At 59.8% G+C, this 24,895-nt stretch carries 20 protein-coding genes; 11 read left to right on the top strand and 9 right to left on the bottom strand.

What is annotated here, in order from left to right; translation table 11 throughout:
* Positions 1-62 precede the first annotated feature (62 nt).
* The 3 genes from AD944_RS14830 to AD944_RS14820 form a co-directional block, all read right to left on the bottom strand.
* Positions 63-2,348, bottom strand: a complete 2,286-nt coding sequence (locus AD944_RS14830; protein ID WP_045542333.1) for an RNA degradosome polyphosphate kinase — start codon at positions 2,346-2,348, stop codon at positions 63-65.
* Between the two features lie 224 nt (positions 2,349-2,572).
* On the bottom strand, positions 2,573-4,663 hold the full coding sequence (locus tag AD944_RS14825; RefSeq protein ID WP_045542334.1) for a S46 family peptidase: 2,091 nt from the start codon (positions 4,661-4,663) through the stop codon (positions 2,573-2,575).
* A 151-nt stretch (positions 4,664-4,814) separates the two neighbouring features.
* Positions 4,815-5,579, bottom strand: coding sequence for a P-loop NTPase family protein (locus AD944_RS14820; protein WP_045542348.1), 765 nt, complete (start codon positions 5,577-5,579; stop codon positions 4,815-4,817).
* 201 nt (positions 5,580-5,780) lie between these two features.
* Between AD944_RS14820 and purM the strand changes: the two genes are divergently transcribed.
* From purM to AD944_RS14785, 7 genes are all read left to right on the top strand, one after another.
* Complete coding sequence (purM, locus tag AD944_RS14815; RefSeq protein WP_035377587.1) at positions 5,781-6,866, top strand: phosphoribosylformylglycinamidine cyclo-ligase; 1,086 nt, start codon at positions 5,781-5,783, stop codon at positions 6,864-6,866.
* Positions 6,863-7,486, top strand: a complete 624-nt coding sequence (gene purN / locus AD944_RS14810; RefSeq protein WP_035377585.1) for a phosphoribosylglycinamide formyltransferase — start codon at positions 6,863-6,865, stop codon at positions 7,484-7,486. Before purM ends, purN begins: the two co-directional genes overlap by 4 nt.
* Before the next feature lie 62 nt (positions 7,487-7,548).
* On the top strand, positions 7,549-8,880 hold the full coding sequence (locus AD944_RS14805; protein WP_006557242.1) for an RsmB/NOP family class I SAM-dependent RNA methyltransferase: 1,332 nt from the start codon (positions 7,549-7,551) through the stop codon (positions 8,878-8,880).
* Between the two features lie 81 nt (positions 8,881-8,961).
* On the top strand, positions 8,962-9,636 hold the full coding sequence (gene rpe / locus AD944_RS14800; protein WP_045542335.1) for a ribulose-phosphate 3-epimerase: 675 nt from the start codon (positions 8,962-8,964) through the stop codon (positions 9,634-9,636).
* A gap of 81 nt (positions 9,637-9,717) precedes the next feature.
* On the top strand, positions 9,718-11,859 hold the full coding sequence (locus AD944_RS14795; protein WP_045542336.1) for a heparinase II/III domain-containing protein: 2,142 nt from the start codon (positions 9,718-9,720) through the stop codon (positions 11,857-11,859).
* Positions 11,860-11,871: 12 nt separating this feature from the next.
* Positions 11,872-12,996: a glycosyltransferase family 4 protein gene (locus AD944_RS14790; RefSeq protein WP_045542337.1), complete on the top strand. Its 1,125-nt coding sequence runs from the start codon at positions 11,872-11,874 to the stop codon at positions 12,994-12,996.
* Between the two features lie 135 nt (positions 12,997-13,131).
* Positions 13,132-14,391, top strand: a complete 1,260-nt coding sequence (locus AD944_RS14785) for an alkaline phosphatase family protein (RefSeq protein WP_145912826.1) — start codon at positions 13,132-13,134, stop codon at positions 14,389-14,391.
* A gap of 89 nt (positions 14,392-14,480) precedes the next feature.
* Here AD944_RS14785 and AD944_RS14780 read toward each other — a convergent pair whose 3' ends face one another.
* From AD944_RS14780 to AD944_RS14755, 6 genes are all read right to left on the bottom strand, one after another.
* A complete protein-coding gene (locus AD944_RS14780; RefSeq protein WP_045542350.1) occupies positions 14,481-14,975 on the bottom strand; it encodes a hypothetical protein in 495 nt (164 codons plus the stop codon).
* Positions 14,976-15,125: 150 nt separating this feature from the next.
* Entirely contained in the window at positions 15,126-15,800 is a 675-nt protein-coding gene (gene dnaQ / locus AD944_RS14775; protein ID WP_045542338.1) for a DNA polymerase III subunit epsilon, read from the bottom strand.
* Entirely contained in the window at positions 15,797-16,384 is a 588-nt protein-coding gene (gene coaE, locus AD944_RS14770; protein ID WP_045542339.1) for a dephospho-CoA kinase, read from the bottom strand. Before coaE ends, dnaQ begins: the two co-directional genes overlap by 4 nt.
* Positions 16,385-16,419: 35 nt before the next feature.
* Positions 16,420-17,289 carry a shikimate dehydrogenase gene (locus AD944_RS14765; RefSeq protein ID WP_179946478.1) on the bottom strand — a complete coding sequence of 290 codons (870 nt, stop codon included), beginning with the start codon at positions 17,287-17,289 and terminating at the stop codon, positions 16,420-16,422.
* Complete coding sequence (locus AD944_RS14760) at positions 17,286-18,113, bottom strand: N-formylglutamate amidohydrolase (RefSeq protein ID WP_045542340.1); 828 nt, start codon at positions 18,111-18,113, stop codon at positions 17,286-17,288. Before AD944_RS14760 ends, AD944_RS14765 begins: the two co-directional genes overlap by 4 nt.
* 209 nt (positions 18,114-18,322) lie before the next feature.
* Positions 18,323-18,646 carry a hypothetical protein gene (locus AD944_RS14755; protein WP_035377564.1) on the bottom strand — a complete coding sequence of 108 codons (324 nt, stop codon included), beginning with the start codon at positions 18,644-18,646 and terminating at the stop codon, positions 18,323-18,325.
* A 211-nt stretch (positions 18,647-18,857) separates the two neighbouring features.
* On the opposite strand from AD944_RS14755, the gene argH reads away from it, so the two are divergent.
* From argH to AD944_RS14740, 4 genes are all read left to right on the top strand, one after another.
* Entirely contained in the window at positions 18,858-20,321 is a 1,464-nt protein-coding gene (argH, locus tag AD944_RS14750; RefSeq protein ID WP_039903223.1) for an argininosuccinate lyase, read from the top strand.
* Between the two features lie 21 nt (positions 20,322-20,342).
* Positions 20,343-20,483, top strand: coding sequence for a hypothetical protein (locus AD944_RS17120; protein ID WP_166443778.1), 141 nt, complete (start codon positions 20,343-20,345; stop codon positions 20,481-20,483).
* Between the two features lie 212 nt (positions 20,484-20,695).
* Positions 20,696-22,039 (top strand): diaminopimelate decarboxylase, encoded by a 1,344-nt coding sequence (lysA, locus tag AD944_RS14745; protein WP_045542341.1) that lies wholly within the window; start codon positions 20,696-20,698, stop codon positions 22,037-22,039.
* Positions 22,036-24,867, top strand: coding sequence for a DUF4175 domain-containing protein (locus AD944_RS14740; protein ID WP_045542342.1), 2,832 nt, complete (start codon positions 22,036-22,038; stop codon positions 24,865-24,867). Before lysA ends, AD944_RS14740 begins: the two co-directional genes overlap by 4 nt.
* The last annotated feature ends 28 nt before the right edge of the window (positions 24,868-24,895 follow it).

Below are 24,895 nucleotides of genomic sequence, written 5' to 3'. Positions count from 1 at the left end.
GGCGTTATTACTCTGCAACGCGCGCCGGGAAAACCCCGGTCACGCTGGCTGTGTCAGCTTGATCATTCATCAAACATCAGATCCTTGGAAGACGGTAGAGACGCCGGTGTACGGATGGGTGCTTCATGCGCCGCAGACCCCCGGCCCGAAAGGGAAGGATGCGTCATGAACCATTCATGCGCGGAGAACGGGCGCGCACCAGGTGTCAGCCTGCGCCATACCCCATTCTGTTCCAGAATCCAGGACTGAAGATTGTCTTTGAGGTTGGAAACCATGATCTGCCCCAGCACCTGTGCATGCACCGTGGCATTGGTGATCGGCACCATGCTTTCCACACGCCAATCCATGTTACGTGTCATCCAGTCGGCTGAGGACAGATAGACCTTGGCGTAACGCGATGGCAGGCGGTGGCCGTTACCAAAGGCGAAAATACGGGAATGCTCCAGAAAACGCCCGACAATGGATTTGATACGAATGTTTTCTGAAAGGCCGGGCACGCCCGGCCGCAGGCAGCAGATACCACGGATAACCCCGACAATTTTCACCCCGGCGCAAGAAGCCCGGTAAAGGTGATCAATCAGCACAGGGTCCACCAGCGAATTCATTTTCAGCCAGATGGTGCCGGGCCTGCCCGCTTTGACATGGGCAATTTCTTCCTCAATCAGCTCCACCAACGTACGGCGGATAGTGATGGGGGAAAAGGAAATTGCTTCCATTTCCGCAGGCAGAGCATAGCCGGTGACATAGTTGAACAGGCGTGCTGAATCCCGTGCCAGTTCCGGCTTGCAGGTAAAGAACGACAGATCAGTATAAATTTTGGCGGTAATGGGATGATAATTGCCTGTGCCAAAATGCGCGTAAGACCGAACCTGTCCGCCTTCCCTGCGCACAACAAGACTGAGCTTGGCATGGGTTTTCAGGTCCGCAAACCCGAACACAACCTGCACTCCGGCGGCTTCCAGCGCACGGGCCAGCCGGATATTGGCTTCCTCATCAAAGCGCGCCCGCAGTTCCACCATGGCCGTAACAGATTTTCCGGCCTCGGCGGCCTCGATCAGCGCTTTGACAATGGGAGAGTCGCGCGAGGTCCGATACAAGGTCTGCTTGATGGCAATCACGTTCGGATCAAGTGCTGCTTGACGCAGAAACTGCACCACCACGTCAAAGCTCTCGAACGGATGATGCACCAGCAGATCCTTGGCGCGGATGGCGGCAAAGCAATCGCCGTTAAAATCAAGGATTCGTTCAGGAAAGCGCGGTGTGTAGGGGGTAAACAGCAGATCGGGGCGATCATCCACAATCATCTGCTTCAGATCCACCACGCCGATCATGCCGGAATGGACGGCTATTTCCTCGGATGGCAGGTCAAGGCCAGAAGCTATGGCCTCCGCCAGTTCTGCTGGCACCCGTTTTTCCATGTCCAGATGAATGACCACGCCGCGACGGCGCCGCTTGAGCGCACTTTCATATGAGCGGACAAGGTCTTCGGCCTCATCTTCAAACTCAACGTCCGTATCACGCACCACGCGCAGCATACCGCTCTCTCCCACCACCAGACCGGGGAACAGCTTGTCCATGCTCAGGGTGATCAGGTCTTCCAGGCGGATAAACCGCACAACACGATTGCCCGGAGCTTCGGTAGGGTCCGTTGGCAGACGGATGAAGCGTTCAATCTGGGCGGGCAGCAGAATAAGAGCGTTCATGGCGAACGCACCATTTTCTGCTGAAAGCAGACGCAGGCCCAGTGCCAGCCCCATATTGGGAATAAAGGGTAACGGGTGCGCGGGGTCCACAGCCAGAGGAGTCAGAACCGGGAAAACACGGTCCATAAAGCAGGTTTCAAGCCATGAACGGTCTGCGGCGGACAAATCATCCGGCTCACACAGCACGACGCCGGCTTCATTCAGCAGGCCACGCAGTTCTGTCCAGATACGCTGCTGTTCTCGCAGCAGGGCGGCACAGCGTTCCCGCACAGCTTCAAGCTGCTCAACGGGTGTCAGGCCGTCCGGGGAAAGTGCAACAAGCCCTTCACGCACCTGACCGACCAGACCGGCCACGCGCACGGAATAGAATTCATCCAGATTGCTGGCGCTGATAGACAGGAACCGCAGGCGTTCCAGCAAGGGATTGCGGGCGTTATCCGCTTCTTCCACCACACGCTCATTGAAATCCAGCCAGGAAAGCTCCCGGTTGATAAAGCGTTGCGGCGTTTCCAGAGTAATGGGCGGGGTAGATGCTTTCTTGCGCGGTGCACGCACAGCCCGCGGTGTGCTTTTTGTAGTACGCCGCCTGCGGGCGGGCCGCGTGGCACCGGTGGATTTTGTTCCCTGCTTCCCCTGTGCCGTCACGAACCGGTCTCCTTACTGCTATCGCGTCTTGTTGCTGTTACAGAACTCTGCATCAGCCCATTTCTTTTGTCCGAGGAAAGCATACTGCAAGGCGTTTGGACAGGAAAAGCACCGGAGATGTTACTGTTTTATGTCACCTTCCGGTTTTCAAAAAAACAGGCTCGCAGAGTTTCCCCTGCGAGCCTGCCAGTCATCCCCGGTATCACACCAAAGCGCGTAATGCCTTACAGATGCCCTTTGACCAGTTCATCAGCCAGCGCCTGATTTTTATAAACAGACTTCAGAGATTCCAGAATGGCGGCGCTATCCACGGCCACGGCGCGGTTGGTGCTTTCATCATAATAGAAATCCCCGCCCAGCGAGTGAATGTTGCCATCAAAGATCAAGCCAACGGCATGACCCTGCGCATCAATCACCGGAGAGCCTGAGTTCCCGCCAATAATATCGTTGGTGGAGACAAAATCGAACGGTGTGTTCAGGTTCACCCGTCCCTTGGCGTCCAGCCACGGCTTGCTCAGCTTGAACGGATCAGACCCGGTGGCACGGTCATACAGGCCCGCGAAGGTGGTGAATGGTGCCACCTGTTTGCCATTTTCATCCCAGCCCTTGACCTGCCCAAAGGACAGACGCTGCGTAAAGGTGGCATCCGGGTAAGAAGAAACACCATCACGTGCAAAACGGGCTTTGGCCATGGCTTCCGTTGCCTGACGGGATGGCGCTGCCACCTCGTCATCCATGCGCTTGCGCAGCGCACGGGCCTGCGGCTCGATCTTGCGCGCCAGCACGATCATGGGGTCCTGAGAGGCTTCAATGGCTTTTGCGCCTCCTTTCCAAAGCGCCAGACGTACTTTGGGGTCTGCCAGCTTGCTGCCATTGACCAGAGAGACCGCCAGATCATCCGGAGCCGCCTTGCCCAGCACCTGTTTGACGCTTTCATCATCCGCGCCCAGCACCTGCCGCAGTTTGGTGAGCGAGAATGCAAGCTCCGTTTTTTCAAGGTCAGGATAGACCGGAGCAATGGACCCCAGTTCTGCTTCCAGCGCAGGCAGACGGCCATCATGGAACGCGGTCAGGCGCTCGGCATCGGGCTTCTGGCGTTCATATGCGCCACGCACCAGCAGCTTGGCGTAGGAGAACAGATCTCCCTGAAGGCCGAAGGAGCCCTCCAGCATAATATACGGCTTGAAAATCTGCTGTTTGACGGCCAGAGCCTGTGCGTTTTTGGCCCATGGGTCCCCATAGGTTTTCTTGCGCCCCTCATCCGCGTTGATCCAGTCACGCAAACTGGCTTCGCTTTTGGCTTTGACGTCCAGCAGTTTGGGGTCGGCCAGCACCGGCACGCGGCCACGATACACTTTCAGGCTGTTTTCAATCCCGAAAATACGTTCCTGCGCTTCCTGATGGTGCGCAACACTTTCGCGGCTGTATTGCCACAAAGCGCCATCCAGTGCGGAGTAATTGTCAATAACAAAAGGCACTGTCACGTTTCTGGAAAATTCCAGATCTGCCAGTGGCACTTCGCGCTCGGTGGAACCGGGGTTGCCGGATGTGAACACAAGTTCCCCATCCTTGGGGCCTTCGGTATCAAACGGCAGATAGGCCGCAACCTTGGCGGGCTTGCCGTTTTCATAAACCCGCAGGAACGCCATATCGAGGTCATAGCGCGGGAAGTTGAAGTTATCCGGGTCCCCACCAAAGAAGGCCGTGTTCTGATCTGGCGCCATGACCATGCGCACATCCTGATACCGCCGATAGCGATACAGCGCTGTGCGCCCACCATGATACAGGCTGATCACATCGCACCGCCACGTCTTGGCGTCCGCACCGGCGCACTCTTTCTCAATGGCGCTTTCTTCTGCCTGACGCGCCTTGGTATAGGCCTCGCCTTCCTTACCCTTGAGGGCTGCCTGCATGCGGTCCGTCACATCCGTGATGGAATCAAGCTGGTTGAGCTCCATCGCCGGGCAGCGCTGTTCAGCCGCCGGATTTTTGGCGCTGTAGCCGTCCTGAAAATAGTTGTGGGTCTTGTCAGATAGTTGCTGCAAACATTCATTCGCGCAGTGATGGTTGGTCATCACCAGCCCATCTGCTGAAACAAAAGAAGCCGAACAGCCCAGCGCCAATCGTGCGGAAGCTTTGGTCACGCGGTCAATCCACTCCTTTGATGGCGTGAAGTGATACCGATCCTGCATCTGCTTTACGGGCAGGTTGTCCATGGTCCACATGCCTTCATCAGCATGGGCGTAGGGCATGCTGAGGGGCGCACAGGCCAGCAGCGCCATGGGCACAAACATGTGCCTCAAAATTTTTGCCATGTTTCAATTACTCTTTCTGCAATAATGTTACGATGTAACATTCGGTAGGCCGACTTTGGCCCAGTTGCTCCCTCAGAGCAAGCCTGTCATGCCGTTTGCAGGCACTGTTTCGTGGCGCATCAAATGCCCCACATGCTGCCAGACCAGGCGTTCAGTCCCGGTCTGTTTCCTGTTGCAGCAGGGTTTCCAGCACGGAACCGGCCAGTGCGCGGGTCACTTTACCACCCGAGGCCAACGCTGCCTGGTCCAGAAGCGCGGCCATATCCCTGATAGCGCGGGCGTTGCGGGGCAAGCGCCGCAGTAGCCATTCCGTAACAGGTTGCGCCACCACAATCTGCCGCTCCGCCAGCAGGCGCAGAAACAGGCGATGCAGCAATTCTTCTTCCGCCTGCCCGATCGGCACGGAAGCCGTTGCCCGCACACGGCTGGCAAGGTCAGGCAACCTGGTTGCCCAGCGGGCGGGGGGCAAACGTGCGGCCAACAGCAACGCCATGCGTTGCTCCCGCACAAGATTAATCAGATGCAGCAGATCATGCTCATCCCGCACGTGGTCCGCATTATCCAGCGCCAGCGCCCGAAATCCGCCCTCGCTGAACAGATCAGCCACATCCCGCTCGTTCAGGCGGCTGCCTTCAATAACCGGCGCACCATGCCGTGCCGCCCAAACGGATAACAGATGGGTCTTGCCGGTGCCGCTTGCTCCCCACAGCGCCATCCGTCCCTCCGGCCAGCGCCACAGGGCTTCAGCATCCAGCACCCACGCCCGCGCAGCCGCATTGGAACGGGCCGCAACAAAATCGGACCTACCGAATCGGGGGCGATAGGCAAACGGCAGGGCAATCTGCTCAGCGCGCGCACGCTCCCGCCTGCTTTCCGCACCCGGTGCGGAAGACTGCGCTGGTGGCACGCCTGCCATATCTTCGGCCCCCACACCGGGCTGCACGGGGGCATCCGCCTCCCTTTCCGGGCCGTTGGGGGCGTCTGACGCCGCTTTTGTTCCTACAATCCGTTTCATGCCGCTTTGCGTGTCGCTTCACCTGCCGTAAAGACTGTCCGCAGGGAAGCTACCCTACCCTGCCTGTTGCATCGACCCCTTATTCAGACCAAGAGCGCCCGCATGACGTCCAATTCTGCCAACACCCCGCCTTCTCCCCTGACATACCGTGACTCTGGCGTGGATATTGAAGCAGGCGAAGCTTTGATTGATGCCATCCGCCCGGCTGCCAAGGCAACAGACCGCCCCGGCACCATGGGGGGACTGGGCGGTTTTGGTGCGCTGTTTGATCTGAAAGCCGCCGGGTTCAAGGACCCCGTTCTTGTTTCCTGCACTGATGGCGTAGGCACCAAACTGACCCTGGCCATTGATACCGGCCTGCATGAGACCGTGGGCATTGATCTGGTGGCCATGTGCGTAAATGACCTGATTGTGCAGGGTGCCGAGCCGCTTTTCTTTCTGGACTACTTCGCCACGGGGCGTCTGTCTGTAGAAAACGCAGCCAAGGTTGTGCGTGGCATCGCGCAGGGATGTGAGCAGTCAGGCTGCGCGCTGGTGGGTGGTGAAACCGCCGAAATGCCGGGCATGTATGCAGACGGGCATTATGATCTGGCCGGGTTCTCGGTTGGGGCGGCTGAACGGAACGCCCTGCTGCCCGGCGCCATTGCCGAAGGGGATGCGCTGATCGCCCTGCCATCCTCCGGCGTGCATTCCAACGGTTTTTCTCTGGTGCGGCGCATTGTGGCCGATGCCCATCTGGCATGGACAGACCCCGCCGCCTTTGCACCGGGCCATAATTTGGGTGAAGCCCTGCTGGTGCCCACACGCCTTTATGTACAGCCGGTTCTGGCCCTGCATCGTGCGGGCCTGCTGCATGCAGCCGCCCACATTACTGGTGGCGGGCTGCCCGGCAACCTGCCCCGCATCCTGCCAGACGGGCTTGATGCCGTGATTGATGCCACATGGCCGGTTCCGCCCGTGTTCAACTGGCTGGCCCGCACCGGCAATGTTGCTAATGATGAAATGTTGCGCGTCTTCAACTGCGGCGTTGGCATGGTGCTGGTAACCCCCAAACCTGATGAGGTTCTGGCCAGCCTGAAAGACATGGGTGAAACCGCAACGCTGATCGGCCATATTGCCAAAGCAGCAGAGAGCACAGCCAAAGCTGGCCTGCGCATGAAGGCCTGTCCGGATTTTCACGCAGCATGAGTGTTGAAAAAACACCGGTCGCCCTGCTTTTAAGCGGCCGGGGCAGCAATGCCACCGCCCTGATCCACGCCTGTGAAGCACCAGATTTTCCAGCCCGCATCTGTCTTGTTCTCAGCAACAACCCGCAGGCTCCGGGGCTGGACATGGCGCGTAAGGCTGGCCTTCCTGCCAAAGCCATAGATCACCGTCCCTTCGGGAAAGACCGCGCAGCCCATGAGCAGGCCATTCATGCCTGCCTTGAAGAATCTGGCGCGCAAGCCGTGTGCCTTGCCGGTTACATGCGCCTGCTAACACCGTTTCTGACCACCGCATGGGCAGGCAGGATGCTGAACATTCACCCTAGCCTGCTCCCCTCCTTCCCCGGCCTGCACACGCATGAACGGGCTTTGGAAGCCGGAGTGCGCATTCATGGGTGCACCGTGCATCTGGTAACGGAAGGCATGGATGAAGGGCCCATTCTGGGGCAGGCCGCCGTTCCTGTGCTCCCCGGCGATACGCCGGATGATCTGGCGGCTCGTGTTCTGCACGAAGAACACCGGCTTTATCCGCTTGCCCTGCGCCGCTTTCTGGACAAAGGCGCGCCTTCCTGCCAAGCCCAGAGCGTGCTGCTGGTGGCCTGAGCCTCAGCGCGCTTCCTTTTACGTTTTTGCCAGACCCGATAGCCAGACCTGATAGTGAGTTGATGACAGCAGAATCCCGCCCCCGCAAACCCAGACAGCGCGGCGCTTCCCGCCCGGGAAACGCCCCTCAGCCTGCTGATCCGACGCGGGATGTGGCCTTTGATATCCTGTGCGGCGTGGTGGAACACCGCCGCATGCTGGAAAACAGCCTCTCACGCTCAGCCGCGGAGCATGATGCGCCACCACGTGACCGGGCTGCGGCACATCGTCTGGCTGCCGCCACGCTGCGCCATATGGGCACATTGCGTATGGTACTGGAGCCATTTCTGCGTAAGGAACCGCCGGAACCTGTCCGCGTGGCGCTGATGATGGGCTGCGCCCAACTGCTGTTTCTTGAAACACCGCCCCATGCCGCAGTAGGCACCACCGTCTCTCTGTTGCGCCGCCGCAAGCTGGCTCCCTTTGCAGGCTTGGCTAACGCCGTATTGCGCAAGGTGGCTGATCAGGGCCCGGCCCTGCTTGAGGGGCTTGATCAGGCACGGCTGGATATTCCCGCATGGCTGTGGAGTTCATGGAGCACCCTTGGCAAAGGTGTGCCGCGCGCCATTGCCCGTGGCATCAGTCAGGAAGCGCCGCTGGATATCACGCTACGCCCCGGCGCACCTGTGCCTGAAGGCGGAGAAGTTCTGCCCAACGGATCTGTGCGGTTCCCCGCCGGAACGCGCGTGACGGAACTGCCGGGGTATGAGGAAGGGGCATTCTGGGTGCAGGATGCCGCTGCAACGCTCCCTGCCCGCCTACTGAACGCCCAGCCGGGTGAAAGCGTGGCCGATCTATGCGCCGCACCGGGCGGCAAAACCGCCCAGCTTGCTGCAACAGGCGCCAGCGTGACTGCGGTTGAACAGAACGCCAACCGCATGACCCGCCTGCGTGAAAATCTGACGCGCCTGTCCTACCCCGTAGAGATTGTGCAGGCCGATGCCGCCACATGGAAACCGGACGCCCTGTTTGACGCCATTCTGCTGGATGCCCCCTGCTCCGCCACAGGCACGGCACGCCGCCACCCGGATGTGCTGTGGGTCAAACGCCCGCGCGACCTTACTGCCCTAACGGCCGGGCAGGATCGTCTTCTGGCGGCAGCAAAAGCCATGCTCAAACCGGGTGGTCGGCTGATCTATGCCGTATGCTCGCTGCAGGAGGAAGAAGGGCCCGCTCGCGCCCGTGCGGCAGCGGCCATGGGGCTGGAACCTTCACCCTTCACGCCAGAAGAACTGCCTTTTCTGACCGAAGCGCTGACACCGGAAGGCTGGCTGCGCACGCATCCCGGCCTGTGGGCTGACAAAGGCGGAATGGATGGCTTTTTTGCGGCCCGGTTTACGTTGCCCAAAGCGTGATACCATCACAACGCAGAAAAGACGTGAAAACCCCACTCAACGGAGTTGCGCGGCACGGCGGGATTGCGGATAACCAGTCTTATGACTTCCTTACCGCGCCCGCTCATTGCCCCCAGTATCCTTGCCGCTGACTTCGCCCGCCTGGGTGAAGAAGTTGACGCCGTTATCAAAGCCGGAGCGGACTGGATCCATCTGGATGTGATGGACGGGCATTTTGTGCCCAACATTTCCTTCGGCCCGCAAATTGTCAAAGCGCTGCGCCCCCGCACCGCTTTGCCCTTTGACGTGCACCTGATGATTGAACCGGCGGACCCGTATCTGGAAGCCTTTGCCAAGGCCGGGGCCGATCATATTCTCATCCATATTGAAGCCGGGCCGCACGCACACCGCTCCCTCCAGCAGATCCGTGCGTTGGGTGCCAAGCCGGGCATTGTACTCTGCCCTGCCACGCCGCCGGAAGCGATAAGCGAAATTCTGGATATGGTGGACGTTATTCTGGTCATGACCGTAAACCCCGGCTTTGGTGGCCAGAAATTCCTGTCCAGCCAGTTACCCAAAATCCGTCGCCTCCGCCAGATGATTGCGGAAAGTGGGCGGGATATCCGGCTGGCAGTGGATGGCGGGATCGATTCTCACACAGCGCCTCAGGCCATTGCGGCAGGGGCAGATGTGCTGATTGCAGGCAGCGCCATTTACGCCCAACCGGATTACAGCGCCGCCATTGCCGCATTACGGCCAGAAATTACCGTATCCTGAACCTTCTTTTTCGTCTTGTGGGGCGTTTAGTCTGAACCCCCGCAGTCAGATCACCTCTAGCCCCGGAGCACCCACCATCTGATGCCCCTGCGCCGCTGGACCCGAACCGCCCGCCTTGCCTACGCCATGCGTAATCCCTTGGGCGGCTTTGGCCGTGTGCCGGAAGGCCCGGCCCAGACCTTGCGGGACCCATGGCCCGGTGATGCAATTGTGGGCGAAAAACTGGTGCGTAACCAGACGCTTTTTCAAGGCGAGCTCCGCAACCTGCAACATCGGCAGTGGGATAATCCTGCATGGCCGGATGCCTACCGCAGATGGTTGCAAAGCTTTGTCTGGCTGCGGGATCTGCGAGAACTGGGGGCAGAATCCGCCCGCATCAAAGCACGCAGTCTGGTGGCAACATGGATTGCCATGCCTGCGGCTGACCGCCCCATTTCCGACCCATCCATTACCGGCGCACGTCTGGCCGCGTGGCTGTCCTATTACGAGTTTTTTGCCGCCGCCGCTGATGACGGATTTCGGAAATCCCTGATGGCAGCTCTCATGATGGAAGCCCGCTCCATCATGGCTCTCATGCCCGAAGAGGTACAAGGCTGGCAGGCGCTGACCGCCCTGAAAGGCCTGCTTGCGGTTGCTGTCGCCATTCCAGATCAGCCGGAATTTCTCTCCCGCTATCTCCGGTTGATTGATAACGCTATCAGCGAGCAGTTTCTGCCGGATGGTGGCCCTGTAACCCGCTGCCCGGAAGACCAGTTTCAGGCTGTGCGTGAACTGGCTGAAATGCTCAGCATCCTTCAACTGGCACGCCTGCCCCTCCCGACAACCCTGATGGAAGCGGCAAACCGCGCTGCGCCCGCCCTGCGCGCGATGCGCCATGGGGATGGCGGGCTGATGCTGTTTAACGGCAGTGCGGAACAAAACCCCCTGCTGGTAGAGCATGTGCTCAACCGGGCCTCCCGCAGCCGCGTTCTGGCCGCAAGCCTGCCGGAGACTGGCTTCCTGCGGTTGGCCAGTGGGCGTGCTCTGCTGCTTGTGGATGCAGGCGCCCCTGCCGCGCCGGGGCATGACAAAACCGCCCACGCGGGCATGTTGTCGTTTGAATTCTCGTCTGGCAGGCAACGCCTGATTGTTAATTGTGGTGCCAGCACCCAACGCGGATGGGCTCAGGCGTTGCGGCAGGCGGCTGCGCATTCCGTGCTGGAATTTGCAGATATCTCCCCCATGGTGGTTGACACCACGGGGGCCGTTATCAAACAGCCAAAAATCACCCGCACCCATGTGACGCAGGATGGCGCGCACTGGCTGCAAATGACGCATGATGGCTATCAGCCACAAGGCGGTGGCCTCTATTCCCGCCAGCTTTATCTGGGCAAGGATGGCCAGACCCTCCGAGGTGAGGAAACGCTGCACGGCGGCACACGGGCGGATTTCTGTGTCAGGTTCCATCTGCACCCCGAAGTTATGGTTGAGCAGGTAGAAAATGGTTTTCTGCTTTATACGCATGAAGAAAGCTGGCTCTTCCAGTCAGATGCTCACGCAAGCGTAGAAGAGAGCGTGTATCTGGGTGGCCCGGAACGGGTGGCAACGCTCCAGATTGTTCTGTTCCCCACGCTGCCCCCTGAGCCAGAAGACCCACCGGCCCCAGAGGAGCACACAACACCTTCCCCAGAAAACGGCGAGGATACCGAAGCAGATCTGTCAACAGCTTCCGCCGTCTCTGATGAAGCGCCCCTCTTTCAGGAAACAGAGCAGCCACACAACAGCGCGCTCCCGTCCGTGCCTGATGCACCGGCTACCCAGCCGGAAGAAATATCCCATCCACCGGAAACCGCGACACAGTTAGAGGAAACAGACTCGCTCGCTCCCGAACAGGAAGCCTCTTCTGCTGACGCTTCTCAGCCGCCGGATGAAGAGGATGAATACGCTCCCATCATGCGTGATCCGCCACCGGCAGACAGTGTGCCGTCTCTGCTGGCCGGGGTTGCCCACCTGCATTACACCCCTCAGCGGACCACAGTCACCATGGCGGAAAGCCTGTTTGCGGAGCAGAACCGCACTCCCGCAGCAGAAGCGGCAGCAGCCCGGCAGGCCAGAAAAGCCGAAGCCGCACGGGCCTCCGGCGCGGAACCCGTTTCCGCTCCCTCTGCCCTTACGCAACAGCCTGCCCTGCAACCACCGCTGTGCCCCCCCATCCGCTGGGCGCTGTCTCTGGTGAGTGAATAAGTCGCCTCCATCGTGAAAATTCTGGAAATCACGAACGTCGATTTTTCGCTCACCCACTTCCTGCTGCCGCTGATGCGCACGTTACGGGAAGATGGACACGAGGTTGTAGGAGTCTGTGCGGAAGGGCCGCTTCTGGCCCAACCGCGCGCAGAAGGGTTTCGGGTGGAAGCCCTTCCTTTTGCGCGGTCTTTTTCTCCCGTTGCTCAGGCACGGGCTTTCTGGGCGCTTCTCCAGCTTATACACCGTGAAAAACCTGATCTGGTGCATGCCCACATGCCCATTAGCGGGGTTCTGGCACGGCTGGCAGCCAAGCTGTGCCGGGTGCCGCGCATTGCCTATACGTGCCACGGGTTTCTGTTCAATCAGCCCGGCTCACACGCACGCCGTATTCTGGCATTGGTACTGGAAAAACTCTGCGGGCATGTAACGGATATTTTCCTGACCGTTTCTCAGGAAGAAGCAGAAGATGCGCGTCGGCTCCGTATTCATCCGCATCCTGTTGCCGTTGGCAATGGGCGGGACAGCACCCGCTTCCGGCCAGATGAGGCTGCACGCAGCCGCATTCGGCAGGAAATCGGCGCCTCCGAGCATACTCCCGTTATTATTGTTGTCTCACGGCTGGTACGCCACAAAGGATATCCGGAACTGCTGGACGCCATGCGCTCCGTCCCGCAGGCCGAACTCTGGGTGGTGGGAGACCGCCTGCCATCAGACCATGGCAGCGTGCTGGATACGTGTTTTGAGCAGGCCCGGACTACCCTTGGCTCCCGTCTGAAATGCCTTGGCTACCGTGAAGATATTCCTGCCCTACTGGCCGCTGCGGATATTTTCACGTTACCGAGCCACTTTGAGGGACTGCCGATGTCGATTATCGAAGCCATGCTCACAGGCTTGCCGGTAGTCAGCACGGATATCCGCGGTCCGCGCGAACAGGTGATCCCCAACGTAACAGGTCTTCTTGTGCCGCCTGCTAACCCAGCCTTGCTGGCTGGGGCGCTCCGCACCCTCAGCCAGAATGCCGCACTTCGGGCACAAATGGGCAGTGCGGCGCGCACCCGTGCCCTCGCGCTGTTTGATGAACACACCGTCCTGGCCAAAACTGTGCGCCTTCTGACAGAAGCCCCACCCGTCCGCTGAGCCCTGAGAACTGCTGCACCTCGCCCTACTTTTCCCTCATAATCTGCTTGTTTCGCTGGCAGTGTCATAAAAATGTCGTACCCAAAGCGTAATATGTCTCACGCCTGACGTGAGAGCACGGTTACACTCACGGCCATGAAAAAACTTATCCCAAGCCTGATAAGTGCGGCCCTGCTGGCGCTGACCAGCGGCTGCGCCACCTCTCCTCCTTCCACCGCATGGCAGGGGCCTCCGGCTGTTATTCTGGTCTCGCTGGATGGGTTCCGCACCGAGTATCTGTCACGCGGGCTAACCCCGCATATTCAGGCTCTGGCGCAGAATGGCGTGAGCACAGAAGCCATGCATCCGTCTTTTCCATCCATCACGTTCCCTAATCATTATACGCTCGTTACAGGGCTGCGGCCGGATCACCACGGAATTGTGGGTAACACCTTTTATGACCCCGACCATCCTGGCCAGAAATTTACCATGCGCAGCACCGACTCCTTCTGGTGGAGTGAGGCTGACCCAATCTGGGTAACGGCCAAAAAGCATGGCCTGAATGTCGGCACCCTGTTCTGGCCCGGCTCGGAAAGCGCCGTCCATGATACCCGGCCGGACGAATGGCTGCCGTTTGACTATAAAATGTCAGACACAGACCGCGTGGATAAGCTGCTGGCCTGGTATGATGCCCCGGCGGAAAAGCGCCCCCGCTTTTCGACCTTGTATTTTAATGTGGTTGATACGGCTGGCCACCATTTCGGGCCGGACTCTCCTGAGGTCAACGCCGCCCTTCAGGATGTGGATGCAGGCATTGGCCGTCTGGTTGAAGGGCTACACAAACGCCATATTCCAGCCGACATTATTGTTGTGGCAGACCATGGCATGGCCAGCGTGGGCAAGGACCAGTTTATTGAAATGGACAAGGTGGCTCCCGCCTCAACCTATCGCTGGGTGACGGGCGGTGCCTATGCAGGGGTTGATGCAGTTCCCGGCAAGCAGGCAAAGCTGGAAAAAGCCCTTCTGCGCCCGCATGACCATATGGAATGCTGGAAGAAAGAGGCCATTCCTGCCCGTTTCCATTACGGCACCAATCCCCGTGTTCCGGCCTATATCTGCCTTGCGCAGCAAGGGTGGGTTATCCTGAATACCGCGCCTGATCCGTCAAAAGGCGTCATTCATGGTGAACACGGGTATGATCCTACCCTGCCTGATATGAACGCCCTTTTTGTTGCCAACGGGCCGGACTTCAAGCCGCATGAGGTTCTGCCCGCCTTTGACAACGTGAATGTCTATTTCCTTGTCATGGCGCTGCTCCATATTCCCGCGCACCCGGGTGATGGTAGCCTCACGCCGTTTGAACCGGCCCTTGCTGCCCCATTAGGAACACCAAGAAGCGGCTCATCCACTCCCTAAATTTGCACAAAAAAGCCCGGACACCGTATGGTGGCCGGGCGTTGAAGGGCTGCCGGAAAGATCAGCCGAAAAGAGTTTTCTGGCTATTACTAATGTGCCGCCGGAGCAGAATGCGTTGCGTCCGTTAAGGTCTTGGCAGACTTGAGCAAACGGACGGTCAAACGGGAAGGAGACGCGGCAAAACGGGCACCGCTACGGGTATAATCCAGCCGGATGCGCACGCCGTTATCATTTTCCATCAAAACGCCGCTCACACCACGGCCCACCGTGGCCTCACCGGAAAGCGCCCAGAAGGTGCCCTGAAAATCTTCAATCCGCTGAAGGTTGTACACCTTGCCGACACTGTCACCCGAGGAATACCCAACGGCTGCGGCGGATGCTCCCTTGACGGAGAAAGGGTAGGTGCGGCCACCGTAGGTCAGCACCCCGTTGCCCCACGTATAACCAAGGCCCAGATCAGCGGAGCGGGTGTGGAAAGAAACCTCGCCGGTTACAGGTCCCAGCGGAGACTGGGCACACGCGGTAAGGGACCACGAGCCGCACAGGGCCAAGGCAGCAACAACGCGAACAGATGCAGAGCGCATCAAGAGGCTCCTTACTTCAAACAGACGGGCCGCAAAAATTCCGGGGGTCCAGAGGCAGCATCTGTCCGTTGTGCCATGTTTTCCAGAAAGAAGAAACATGGCGACCTCAACAAATGGCCACAGTTTTTTAAAAACTGATGCAGGAAACCGTTACGTGTTCCACACGGGTTCTTTGATCTTGGCGACAAATGCTGCATGGGTCGCCAGCTCCTCTGCCGTGGGTGTAACACGCACCACACGACGCTGAGCCGGCCCCTGATAGATAATGGTAGGGGCCTGCTCCCCATCCTCCACCAGCCCCAAACCATGCTGGCGGCCTCCCATCAGTTCCAGATAGACTTCGGCCAGAAGCTTGCAGTCCAACAGCGCGTTATGGGTAGTTCGGGCTGACAGATCCCCACCAAAGCGACGGCACAACGCATCCAGACTATTGGGCATGCCAGGAAAACGTTCCCGCGCCATGTCCAGCGTATCCACCATCCGCGCCATGTCCAGCGGCTTGTAGCCTGCGCGCTTCAGTTCCGCATTCAGAAAGCCAAAGTCAAAACGTGCGTTGTGGGCAATCAGCGGATCATCACCAATAAAGGCCAGAAACTCATCCGCAATTTCGGCAAATTTGGGCTGGCCCTCCAGATCCGCCGCCGTGAACCCATGCACGCGAGAGGCTTCTTCCGGCACGTCACGCTCGGGGTCTATCAGCACGCGAAAATTTTTGCCGGTAGGCAGGTCTCCCACCAGTTCTACAGCTGCAATTTCAATCACCCTGTCCCCGGTGGCCGGATCAAGGCCTGTAGTTTCCGTATCAAACAGGATGGAACGTTTCATTGCTTCAAAGCCCTGAGTAAGGAGCGTACCTGCCGCCGGGTTTCCGGCAGCGCCACGCCTGTTTCTATCACTGTGTCAGCCAGCCGCCGTTTTCTGGCGTCCGGCATCTGGCGTGCAATCAGCTTTCGGGCTTCGGCCATAGGCACCCCACGCCGCCGCGCCACACGCGCCGCCTGCACCCGGGCAGGAGCAGAGACCACCAGAACATGATCACACATTTTCTGGCCGCCTGTCTCAAACAGCAGGGGCACATCCAGCACCACCCATGGCGTGCCTATACGCCGGTTATGCGCCAGAAAGCTGTTACGCGCTGCCCATACCATGGGGTGAATCACGCGCTCAAGCTGCTTCAGCAATCCCGGATTGCGCGTCACCGCACGCCGCAGCACGGCGCGATCCAACCGCCCGTTCTGCACCGCAGATGGCACCAGACGGGCTATGGCAGGCAACGCCGGGCCATGATCGGCCTGCAAGTGGCGCACTGTCGCATCCGAATCAAAAACAGGCAGACCCGCTTTTTTCAGCATGGCGGCCACGGTGCTTTTGCCCATGCCCATACCACCTGTAAGCCCCAGAATATGCATGCCCCGATGCGTACGCACGTTATGCCTCGCCCCTTTTAGAAGCTGGCGCGCACGTAGGCTTCCAGATCAGCGTCCACATCCGGATCATGCCCGAACCATTCCCGAAAGCCCAGCCGCGCCTGATGCAACAGCATACCCAACCCTCCCAGTGTTTTGAGGCGGTGTTGTTCCGCCTCCGCCAGCAAAGGTGTCAGGCGCGGCACATAAACAATGTCCGCCACCACCAGATGCCGAGCAGCATGATGCAGGTTTGGCCGGAACATCGGGTCTGGCCCTCCTTCCATGCCCAGAGACGTTGTGTTGATGAGCAGGGTATACGCGCCAAGCTGCTCCTCCCATACGGACCACGGCACCACACCCAGCCCCGGCAGAGCCTCGGCCAGTTTTTCCGCGCGCTCCGCCGTGCGGTTGGTCACAGCCACCTCCATGCCATGATCCTGCAAGGCTGCGGCGACCGAGCGGGCCGCACCACCCGCCCCGAGCAGAAGGGCACGCCCTTTGGGGGCCAGTCCTTCCGCTTCCATGCTGGCTACAAAACCATCCCCATCCGTGGAGACCCCACGAATACGCCCGTCGGCCTGAAACAGCAGCGTATTCACGGCCCCCGCACGTCGGGCCGAATGGTCCAGATCATCGGCTATGGCGTAGGCGGCTTCCTTGTGAGGAAGGGTTACATTGGCCCCGCGAAACCCTGCCGCCTGTAAGCCCCGCACCGCCTGCACAAAATGGGCAGGCTCCACGGGCAGAGGCACATAGGCTCCATCAATCCGGTAACGGGAGAGCCAGTAATTATGCAACGTTGGTGAACGGGAGTGAGAAACAGGCCAGCCAAGCACACCTGCCAGCCGGGCCTTGCCCGTTACAATCTGGCGGGGCAACGGTAGCATTTTCGGGTGTGAGTTCATGCTATCACCCCTTTAGCATCGGTCTGCTCATCCGTTGTGGTCCCGTATATCTGGCAGAAACCGGCCCATGCTTCAGGCAAAAGCCGTGCGAGCCGGGTCGCCCATTCTTCCTGCCCCGCCACATGAGCGATCAGATCCTGCCGGATCTCAATTTCCACATGGGGAAGGCACCGTTTTTCTCCATGCGTGGGAATAGTGTAATCAGACGTATCGGTCAGCGCATAAGGCTCATTATCGCCTACGGTCAGGCCTTCCTTCCGTAGAAGATCCATCAGAAGAACGGCCAGCCGTTTATCATGATTATGAAGCAACCCGACCTGCCACGGACGCTTCAAGCCGCCCATTTCCGGTGTAAAGCTATGCAGCGCTACCACCACGGTCGGTCGCCCTGCCTTCAGGCGGGCATCCAGTTCCTGTGCGATACGGGCATGATACGGGTGCAGAATGGTATTTTCCCGATACGCTCTTTGCTCCGCTGTCAGATCCTGATTGGCCGGAACAGATGTGCCATCGCTGATTTTGACGATAGAGGTTGGGTGGCCGGGTGCGCGATTACAATCAATCACCAACCGCGAATAAACCTGCTCTATCAGCACGGCCTGAAGCTTTTGCGCCAAGGCGCGCCCCACACCATCAATCCCGATATCCCACCCGATATGGCGGGCACGCTCTGCAGCGCTCACGCCCAGATCACCCAGATAAGACGGCACGGCACGCCCGGCATGATCGCTGACCAACACAAACGGGCCTCCGCCATCCGTTCCGTAAACGGCCACGCATGGCGGTTCCTTCGCGTTTGTGCCCGTTACTACCTCGCCCGTCATGCCGTCTCTCAACCCTACTTTATTCCTATAATTCTCTCACCTTGCTGGAGCCCAAGCCCTCGCCCCATCAAGAAAGGTCTTCTCCGCGAAACAAAGGGCTGAAACGGTTAGCTGTGAACACCCTTCCGCCATAACTACCCCTTTGCGGCCTGCGTCTTGCCTGCGGTTTAGCCGCCAGCCTGCTCCGGCTAACGGCTTAAGTGTACGTCTCAGCTTGTCACTTTGGGAGAAGAGACAAACACACCCACTTCATCGGCGCTTTCACGCACCAGACCGGCATCATCACGGGTCAGGCCTTCGGCGTCCAGGCCGGAGTCGTCAAGCGTATAGACCCAATAAACGGGGTCCGTGCCGTTGAGCGATTCTTCCCCGCCCTGCGCATAGGTGCGAGATGCCACATACTCCGCGCCCCGCATTTTTTCTTCCAGCCGCTTTACGGCTTCAATAGCGCTGGGGGAGCGAATCACTTCAAGCAGGATGTTGGTGCCCGGATCAATCACACCAAAGGTTTCAAGGTTTTTTGTGGCAGTCATTATAAGATACTCCTGAAATTCAAGTCCTTGTTCCTGCGCAGAATACGGCCTCTCCTGCCGGGCAGAAACCATTCCGCGCAACAGGGCAGCCCCGCCCCCACAACAGGCTTGGAATGCATCATGCCCTGCGTCTAGCGTTTGCGCCACAGGGCACGCATCAGTAGGGTGCGTGCTTTCGTATCAGGTTTAAGGACACGGGTTGGGGCATGACATGTCTCTGAGCAGCGCAAGCAAGACAGAAACCGCATCACAGAAAGATGCCAACATGCAATGGGGCGGCCGCTTTGCCGGTGGCCCTTCAGAGATCATGCAGGCCATCAACGCCTCCATCAGCTTTGATAAAGCCCTGTGGAAACAGGATATTGCGGGATCACTCGCCCATGCAGCCATGCTGGCGCATGTGGGCATCATCTCCAAGGATGATGAAACCGCCATCCGCAATGGGCTGACCGCCATCGGGCAGGATATTGAAGCGGGCCGGTTTGAATTTTCAGAAGCGCTGGAAGATATTCACATGAATATCGAAGCGCGCCTGTCCGACCGGATTGGCGAGGCTGGCAAACGCCTGCATACCGCCCGCTCCCGTAACGATCAGGTGGCGACAGATTTCCGCCTGTGGGTGCGTGACGCCATTGACGGGGTGGACCAGCAGGTGGCCTCCCTGATGCGGGCCCTTGCCCGCCGTGCAGAAGAACACGCCGCAGACCCCATGCCCGGCTTCACGCATCTGCAAACCGCGCAGCCTGTCACGTTTGGCCATCACCTTATGGCGTATGTGGAAATGCTGGCGCGTGACCGGGGCCGTCTGGCTGACACCCGCAAACGCCTAAACGAATGCCCACTGGGGTCCGCCGCGCTGGCGGGAACGTCCTTCCCCATTGACCGCAGCATGACCGCTGGCCTGCTGGGCTTTGACCGCCCGACCGCCAATTCGCTCGATTCCGTGTCTGATCGAGATTTTGCGCTGGAATATCTGTCTGCGCTGTCCATCATGGCCATGCATCTCTCCCGGCTGGCGGAAGAGATTGTTATCTGGTGTTCTTCCCCCTTCTCCTTCATCCGCCTATCCGATGCGTTCACCACCGGCTCCTCCATCATGCCGCAGAAGCGCAACCCGGATGCTGCCGAACTGGTACGCGCCAAAACGGGCCGCATTACCGGCAGCCTTGTCAGCCTGCTGACGGTGATGAAAGGCCTGCCGCTGGCCTACGCGAAGGACATGCAGGAAGACAAAGAACCCGTTTTTGCTGCGACCGATGCCGCCACCCTGTCTCTTGCCGCCTGTGACGGCATGATCAGGGACATGACGGCCAACACAAAGCAGATGCGGGCTCTGGCAGGCTCGGGTTACTCCACGGCAACAGACATTGCGGACTGGCTGGTACGGGTGCTCAAGGTGCCTTTCCGCACCGCACACCATGTAACAGGTCGGCTGGTCGCCAAGGCTGAAGAAAAGGGCGTTGATCTGGCGGATCTTTCTCTGGCTGAAATGCAGGCGGAAGAACCGGGCATTACGGATGACATCTATTCCGTTCTGACTGTTGAAGCCTCCATTGCCTCCCGCACCAGCGAGGGCGGCACCGCCTCCACCAATGTTCTGCGGGAAGCCCGGAAATGGCAGGAAGCCCTTGCGGCGGATGCACCTTCCACCTCCGCAAATAGCGCGGCCAAATAGCCCGGAAAGGACGCCACAGGCATGACACGTTTCACCTTGGGCTTTCTGGCGCTTGTTCTCCTTGCTCTGCCTTTGAGCGGATGCGGCAAGAAGGGCTCGCCCCATGCGCCCGGCCCATCGGACAGGATTACCTACCCGCGGACTTATCCGCCGAACGATTAAGCCTGAAAAAACACTGCCTGCCATTGCCTTCACCCCACTGCACCATGGGCAAAGGCAGGTGAGTCTGGCATGATCCGGGGTGATACTTCCGGCATACATATCAAAAACGGTATGTGTGGCGGGAATATCGCTGTGCTGTTCCGTTCTCCCACGCTGCGGCATTCTGACAGAAGCCGCAGTTTCTTATTCGACTTCAAGGCTTCCCTCATCCAATGGCCGACGTTCTTCCCTATACTGATGCAGACCCTTCCGTTGCAGAGCTTCTGGCCACGCATCCGCACCTGAAAATGGATGTTCATAGCGGCCTGATGCTGGAAGGCGTGCCCCTGAACGCCATAGCCGATGCCGTGGGCACGCCCTGTTGGGTGATTGGCGGGAACACGCTCCGCAGCCGTATGCACCGTATGCAGTCTGCCATGCAGCAGGCCGGGCTGGATGTCGCCATCCATTACGCCGTCAAAGCCAATGATCATCTGGCCATTCTGTCTCTTCTCCGCGCCGAGGGGTTTGGTGCGGATATTGTCAGCGGCGGAGAACTGGCCCGTGCCATAAAGGCTGGCATGCCAGCCGAACGGATTGTGTTCTCTGGCGTGGGAAAAACAGACGCAGAACTGGAACAGGCCATTGGGCTGGGCGTCGGCCAGATCAATGTGGAAAGTGCGGAAGAACTGGATGTTATTTCCGCCATTGCCCAAAAGCTGGGCCGCACTGCCACCATAACCCTGCGCGTCAACCCAGACGTGGATGCCAAAACCCATGCCAAGATCACCACGGGGCTGGCGGCGAACAAATTTGGCATTCCGTTTCATGATGCGGCCTCTCTCTACGCGCACGCAGCCAGCCTGCCCGGCATCCGGGCCGTGGGGTTTTCCACCCATATTGGCAGTCAGATTCTCTCCACAGCCCCTTATCGCGCCGCCTATGCACGCATAGCGGAGTTGGTGCAGACCGTCCGCGCTGCGGGCCAGACGGTGGAAGTCATTGATTGCGGCGGCGGCCTTGGCATTTCCTACCGCAATGAGCCTGAGGGCCAGCCGGAAGCATTGGCCGGAGCCATAAAGGCGGAGCTTGGGCATCTGAACGTGCGTCTGGCCATTGAGCCGGGCCGCTGGCCCATCGGCCCGGCGGGTGTGCTGTTGGGAAGCGTCATCCTGCACAAGGCACGCGGAAACGAAGCGCCATTTCTGGTGTTGGATACCGCCATGAATGATCTGTTGCGCCCCAGCATGTATGATGCATGGCATGGCATTGTGCCGCTCAGCGCGCATGAGGCCGCTTTGCCCGCGGCCCACGCGCATGTTGTTGGCCCGGTGTGTGAAAGTGGTGATACCTTTGCACGGGATCGTCTATTGCCCCCCATGCAGCGCGGTTCCCGCATAGCTATTCTGGACACGGGCGCTTATGGTGCTGTTATGAGTTCCACCTACAACAGCCGCCCACTGGCGGCGGAAGTGCTGGTGGACAATGCGACATGGCAGGTTATCCGCAGCAGGCAGACCGTTGAAGAACTATGGCAGGATGAAATTGTGCCCTCCCATCTCGCCGGGACCGTATGAAGACAGGTGATCTGAAACACGATCTGGCCTCCACCACGGCGCAGGACGGCGCGCTGGCCGCGCGGCTTGCCTCTGCCCGCAAACACGCGGCCCTTGTGCTGCGGGTGGAACGTCTATGGCCTGCTCTTCAGCCCACAGCCGGGCTTTTGGGCCTTTATTGTCTGGCGGGGCTGCTTCGCCTGCCCCAACACCTACCCGATGGCCTGCGGCTGGTGGCGGTGGCTGGCTGGCTCAGCCTCTGCGGCTGGCGGCTACAGCGTGACCTGTCAGCCCTGCGCCCCCCTTCCCGTTACGCCATAGACCGGCGTATTGAACGCGCCTCCGGCTTACATAACCAGCCTCTCGCCACCCTGACAGATAAACCTGCCGGGGCTGTGGATGCTGGCACGCTCTCCCTATGGGAGGCGCATCAGCAGCGGATTCTGGCCTCTCTTGGCAGCCTGCGTGCGGGGTGGCCTAATCTTATTCCGGCAACACCTGTCCGCCGTATCGCCACTGGTGCCCTTGTACTGGCGCTGGTTTCCGCAGGCATTGTGGCGGGCCCTACGGCACCGGGCCGTGTGCTGGCTGCCTTCATCCCCGGCCGGGATGATCCGAACGTACCCATGCCCCATGTGGAAGCATGGATTACCCCGCCCTCTTACGCGCCGGATGCCCCTATTTTTCTGGGCAATGGACGCACTGCTCCCTCGGTACCGGAAGGCGCACGGCTGACAGCCATAGTCACAGGCCTTTCCACCCATCCGGTTGTGCGCAGCGCACATGGTATGGTGTTGAAAGAGGAGCAACACCAGAAACTGGATGCCAGAAGCTGGAAGCTGGAAGTCACGCTGGACCATACCGGCGTAATCCGTCTGGCTGGGCGTGGCCGTACACTCGCGCAATGGCCCGTTACGGTGCTGCCGGATGCAGCCCCCACGGCCAAATGGGGCCCCAACCCCGGTGCTGGCAAAGGGGACTGGCGTACACGTCTGCCGTATGAGGCGGCGCATGCTTACGGTCTTTCATCCCTTACCGTGCAGTTGCATCTGGTGCATCCGGGACGCGGTCCATCCCGCACCCTCACCGTTCCCCTTCCGCTTTCCGGCCACCCAAAATCTGTCAAAGGCGTTGTCTCTCCTGATCTGTCGGAAGACCCATGGGCGGGAGAAGACGTTACGGGCCGGGTGGTTGCCCAGTCCATCAGCGGACATGAAGGGAAAAGCCAGAGCGTCACATTCCGGCTTGGGGCGCGCGTCTTCCATTCGCCGGTGGCGCGCGCGGTGCTGGATCTGCGCAAACGCTATGCGCTGGAGCGTGAAAGCCGCAGCGGTACGGCAACGGACCTCGCCGCCCTAGGTGAAACACCCGGCCCGATCAATGATCATACGGGCATGTTCCTGAACCTCACCAGCATTGTCGCCATGCTGGACAATGCTGATATCAGCGATGAAACTGCCCGGACCGGGGCCGTTGGCCTGATGTGGGACCTGGCGCTGGATATTGAGGATCGGCGCAACGGGGATGATGCGTCCGCACAGGCCTCGATTGATGCTCGCGCCGCACAAGCTGCCGTGGCACAGCAACTCCGCCATATGCGCGAAGACGGCAAACAGGATCAGCAGGCGCGTGAGGAACTGGAAGACCGACTGAAAGCCCTGAAGAACGCCATTGCCCGCAAGATGCAGGCCCTAGCCGCGCAGGCTCTGCGGGACCACACCGCCATTCCTGATCTGCCCGGCCTCTCCCGCGCGGGGGACAAGGCGTTTTCCAAGCTGATGAAGCAGTTGCAGAATGATGCCGCCAATGGCCGTTCTGGCGATGCGCTGGAGCGCCTGCAACAGATGGAAGACGCCACGGAGCGGATGCGCAACGCCACCCCGCAGGACATGGCCGCCCTTGCCCGCCAGATGGTGGCGCAGCAGAAGGCGCGCGAACAGGCCGCCGCGCTCAGAGACCTCACCAGCAAGCAAACCTCCCTGCTGGATCACGCGCAATCCCGACTGGATGAGGTGCTGCGCGCGCAGGCCCGGCAGCAGAACGCGCTGGAAGATGATGGCGGTGATGGGGATCAGGATTACGGCAGCATGTCTACCTCCGAGCTTCTCCGTAAGCTCGGCCTGCCTGTCCCTCCCGGCACGGACCAGCAGGACGGGCCTCCGGGTGGTGCCCCCCCTCACCCCGGCCAGCCTTCGCCGACACAACAGGAACCTTCCGCGCAGACGATGATCGACCCGGCAAAAGCGGAAGAGCAGGCTGCCGCCCGCCGGACGGACCGCGCCACCCAGCACGCGCTGGAACGGGCGCTGGATGAACTAAAAGATGAATTCAAGGAACTGACAGGCAAAACGCCACCCGCTTTTGATGATGCCCGAAAAAGCATGAAGGACGCCCGCACGGCATTGAGCGATGGAGAAGATTCAGCAGCCGCCACGGCGCAGGAAAAAGCGCTGGAGGCTCTGCGCAAAGGCCGCCAGCAGATGCAGGACGCCATGAAAGGCGATGGCAAAAGCAGAGCCCCCAGCTTTATTCCCGCTTTTGGCGGCAATGGAGAGGGGAGCGGCCAGCAGGGCCAAGGTAGCACCAGCAGCGGGGACGATGGCTCAACCCCATCCGACGATGCGGACGAAAATGACGAACAGGACCAGCAGAAAGGCAAGCGTGACCCACTGGGGCGGCGCTTGGGAGAAGGGGGAGATCAGGCCCCGGATGATGGCACGCACGTGCCTGACAACGTCGCCCGCCAGCGTGCGCGTGACATTGAGCAGGAACTCCGCCGCCGTGATTCAGACCGCACGCGCCCGCAACAGGAACTGGACTATCTGGATCGGCTGTTGAAACCTTTCTGATCGCACGCCGCCGCTTGCGCCTTGGTGA

Source organism: Acetobacter tropicalis (assembly GCF_001580915.1).
Taxonomy (GTDB): domain Bacteria; phylum Pseudomonadota; class Alphaproteobacteria; order Acetobacterales; family Acetobacteraceae; genus Acetobacter; species Acetobacter tropicalis.
The sequence above is the reverse complement of the archived record's forward strand: the minus strand, read 5'-3'. Positions and strand labels throughout refer to the sequence as shown.

Coding starts and splice junctions, on each gene's coding strand:
- argH (WP_039903223.1), top strand. CDS start 18,858: ATGTCTCTGAGCAGCGCAAGCAAGACAGAAACCGCATCACAGAAAGAT.
- AD944_RS14805 (WP_006557242.1), top strand. CDS start 7,549: ATGACAGCAGAATCCCGCCCCCGCAAACCCAGACAGCGCGGCGCTTCC.
- AD944_RS17120 (WP_166443778.1), top strand. CDS start 20,343: ATGACACGTTTCACCTTGGGCTTTCTGGCGCTTGTTCTCCTTGCTCTG.
- purM (WP_035377587.1), top strand. CDS start 5,781: ATGACGTCCAATTCTGCCAACACCCCGCCTTCTCCCCTGACATACCGT.
- AD944_RS14765 (WP_179946478.1), bottom strand. CDS start 17,289: ATGAACTCACACCCGAAAATGCTACCGTTGCCCCGCCAGATTGTAACG.
- purN (WP_035377585.1), top strand. CDS start 6,863: ATGAGTGTTGAAAAAACACCGGTCGCCCTGCTTTTAAGCGGCCGGGGC.
- AD944_RS14780 (WP_045542350.1), bottom strand. CDS start 14,975: ATGCGCTCTGCATCTGTTCGCGTTGTTGCTGCCTTGGCCCTGTGCGGC.
- AD944_RS14820 (WP_045542348.1), bottom strand. CDS start 5,579: ATGGCAGGCGTGCCACCAGCGCAGTCTTCCGCACCGGGTGCGGAAAGC.
- AD944_RS14825 (WP_045542334.1), bottom strand. CDS start 4,663: ATGGCAAAAATTTTGAGGCACATGTTTGTGCCCATGGCGCTGCTGGCC.
- AD944_RS14755 (WP_035377564.1), bottom strand. CDS start 18,646: ATGACTGCCACAAAAAACCTTGAAACCTTTGGTGTGATTGATCCGGGC.
- AD944_RS14740 (WP_045542342.1), top strand. CDS start 22,036: ATGAAGACAGGTGATCTGAAACACGATCTGGCCTCCACCACGGCGCAG.
- AD944_RS14795 (WP_045542336.1), top strand. CDS start 9,718: ATGCCCCTGCGCCGCTGGACCCGAACCGCCCGCCTTGCCTACGCCATG.
- lysA (WP_045542341.1), top strand. CDS start 20,696: ATGGCCGACGTTCTTCCCTATACTGATGCAGACCCTTCCGTTGCAGAG.
- AD944_RS14760 (WP_045542340.1), bottom strand. CDS start 18,113: ATGACGGGCGAGGTAGTAACGGGCACAAACGCGAAGGAACCGCCATGC.
- dnaQ (WP_045542338.1), bottom strand. CDS start 15,800: ATGAAACGTTCCATCCTGTTTGATACGGAAACTACAGGCCTTGATCCG.
- coaE (WP_045542339.1), bottom strand. CDS start 16,384: ATGCATATTCTGGGGCTTACAGGTGGTATGGGCATGGGCAAAAGCACC.
- rpe (WP_045542335.1), top strand. CDS start 8,962: ATGACTTCCTTACCGCGCCCGCTCATTGCCCCCAGTATCCTTGCCGCT.
- AD944_RS14785 (WP_145912826.1), top strand. CDS start 13,132: ATGAAAAAACTTATCCCAAGCCTGATAAGTGCGGCCCTGCTGGCGCTG.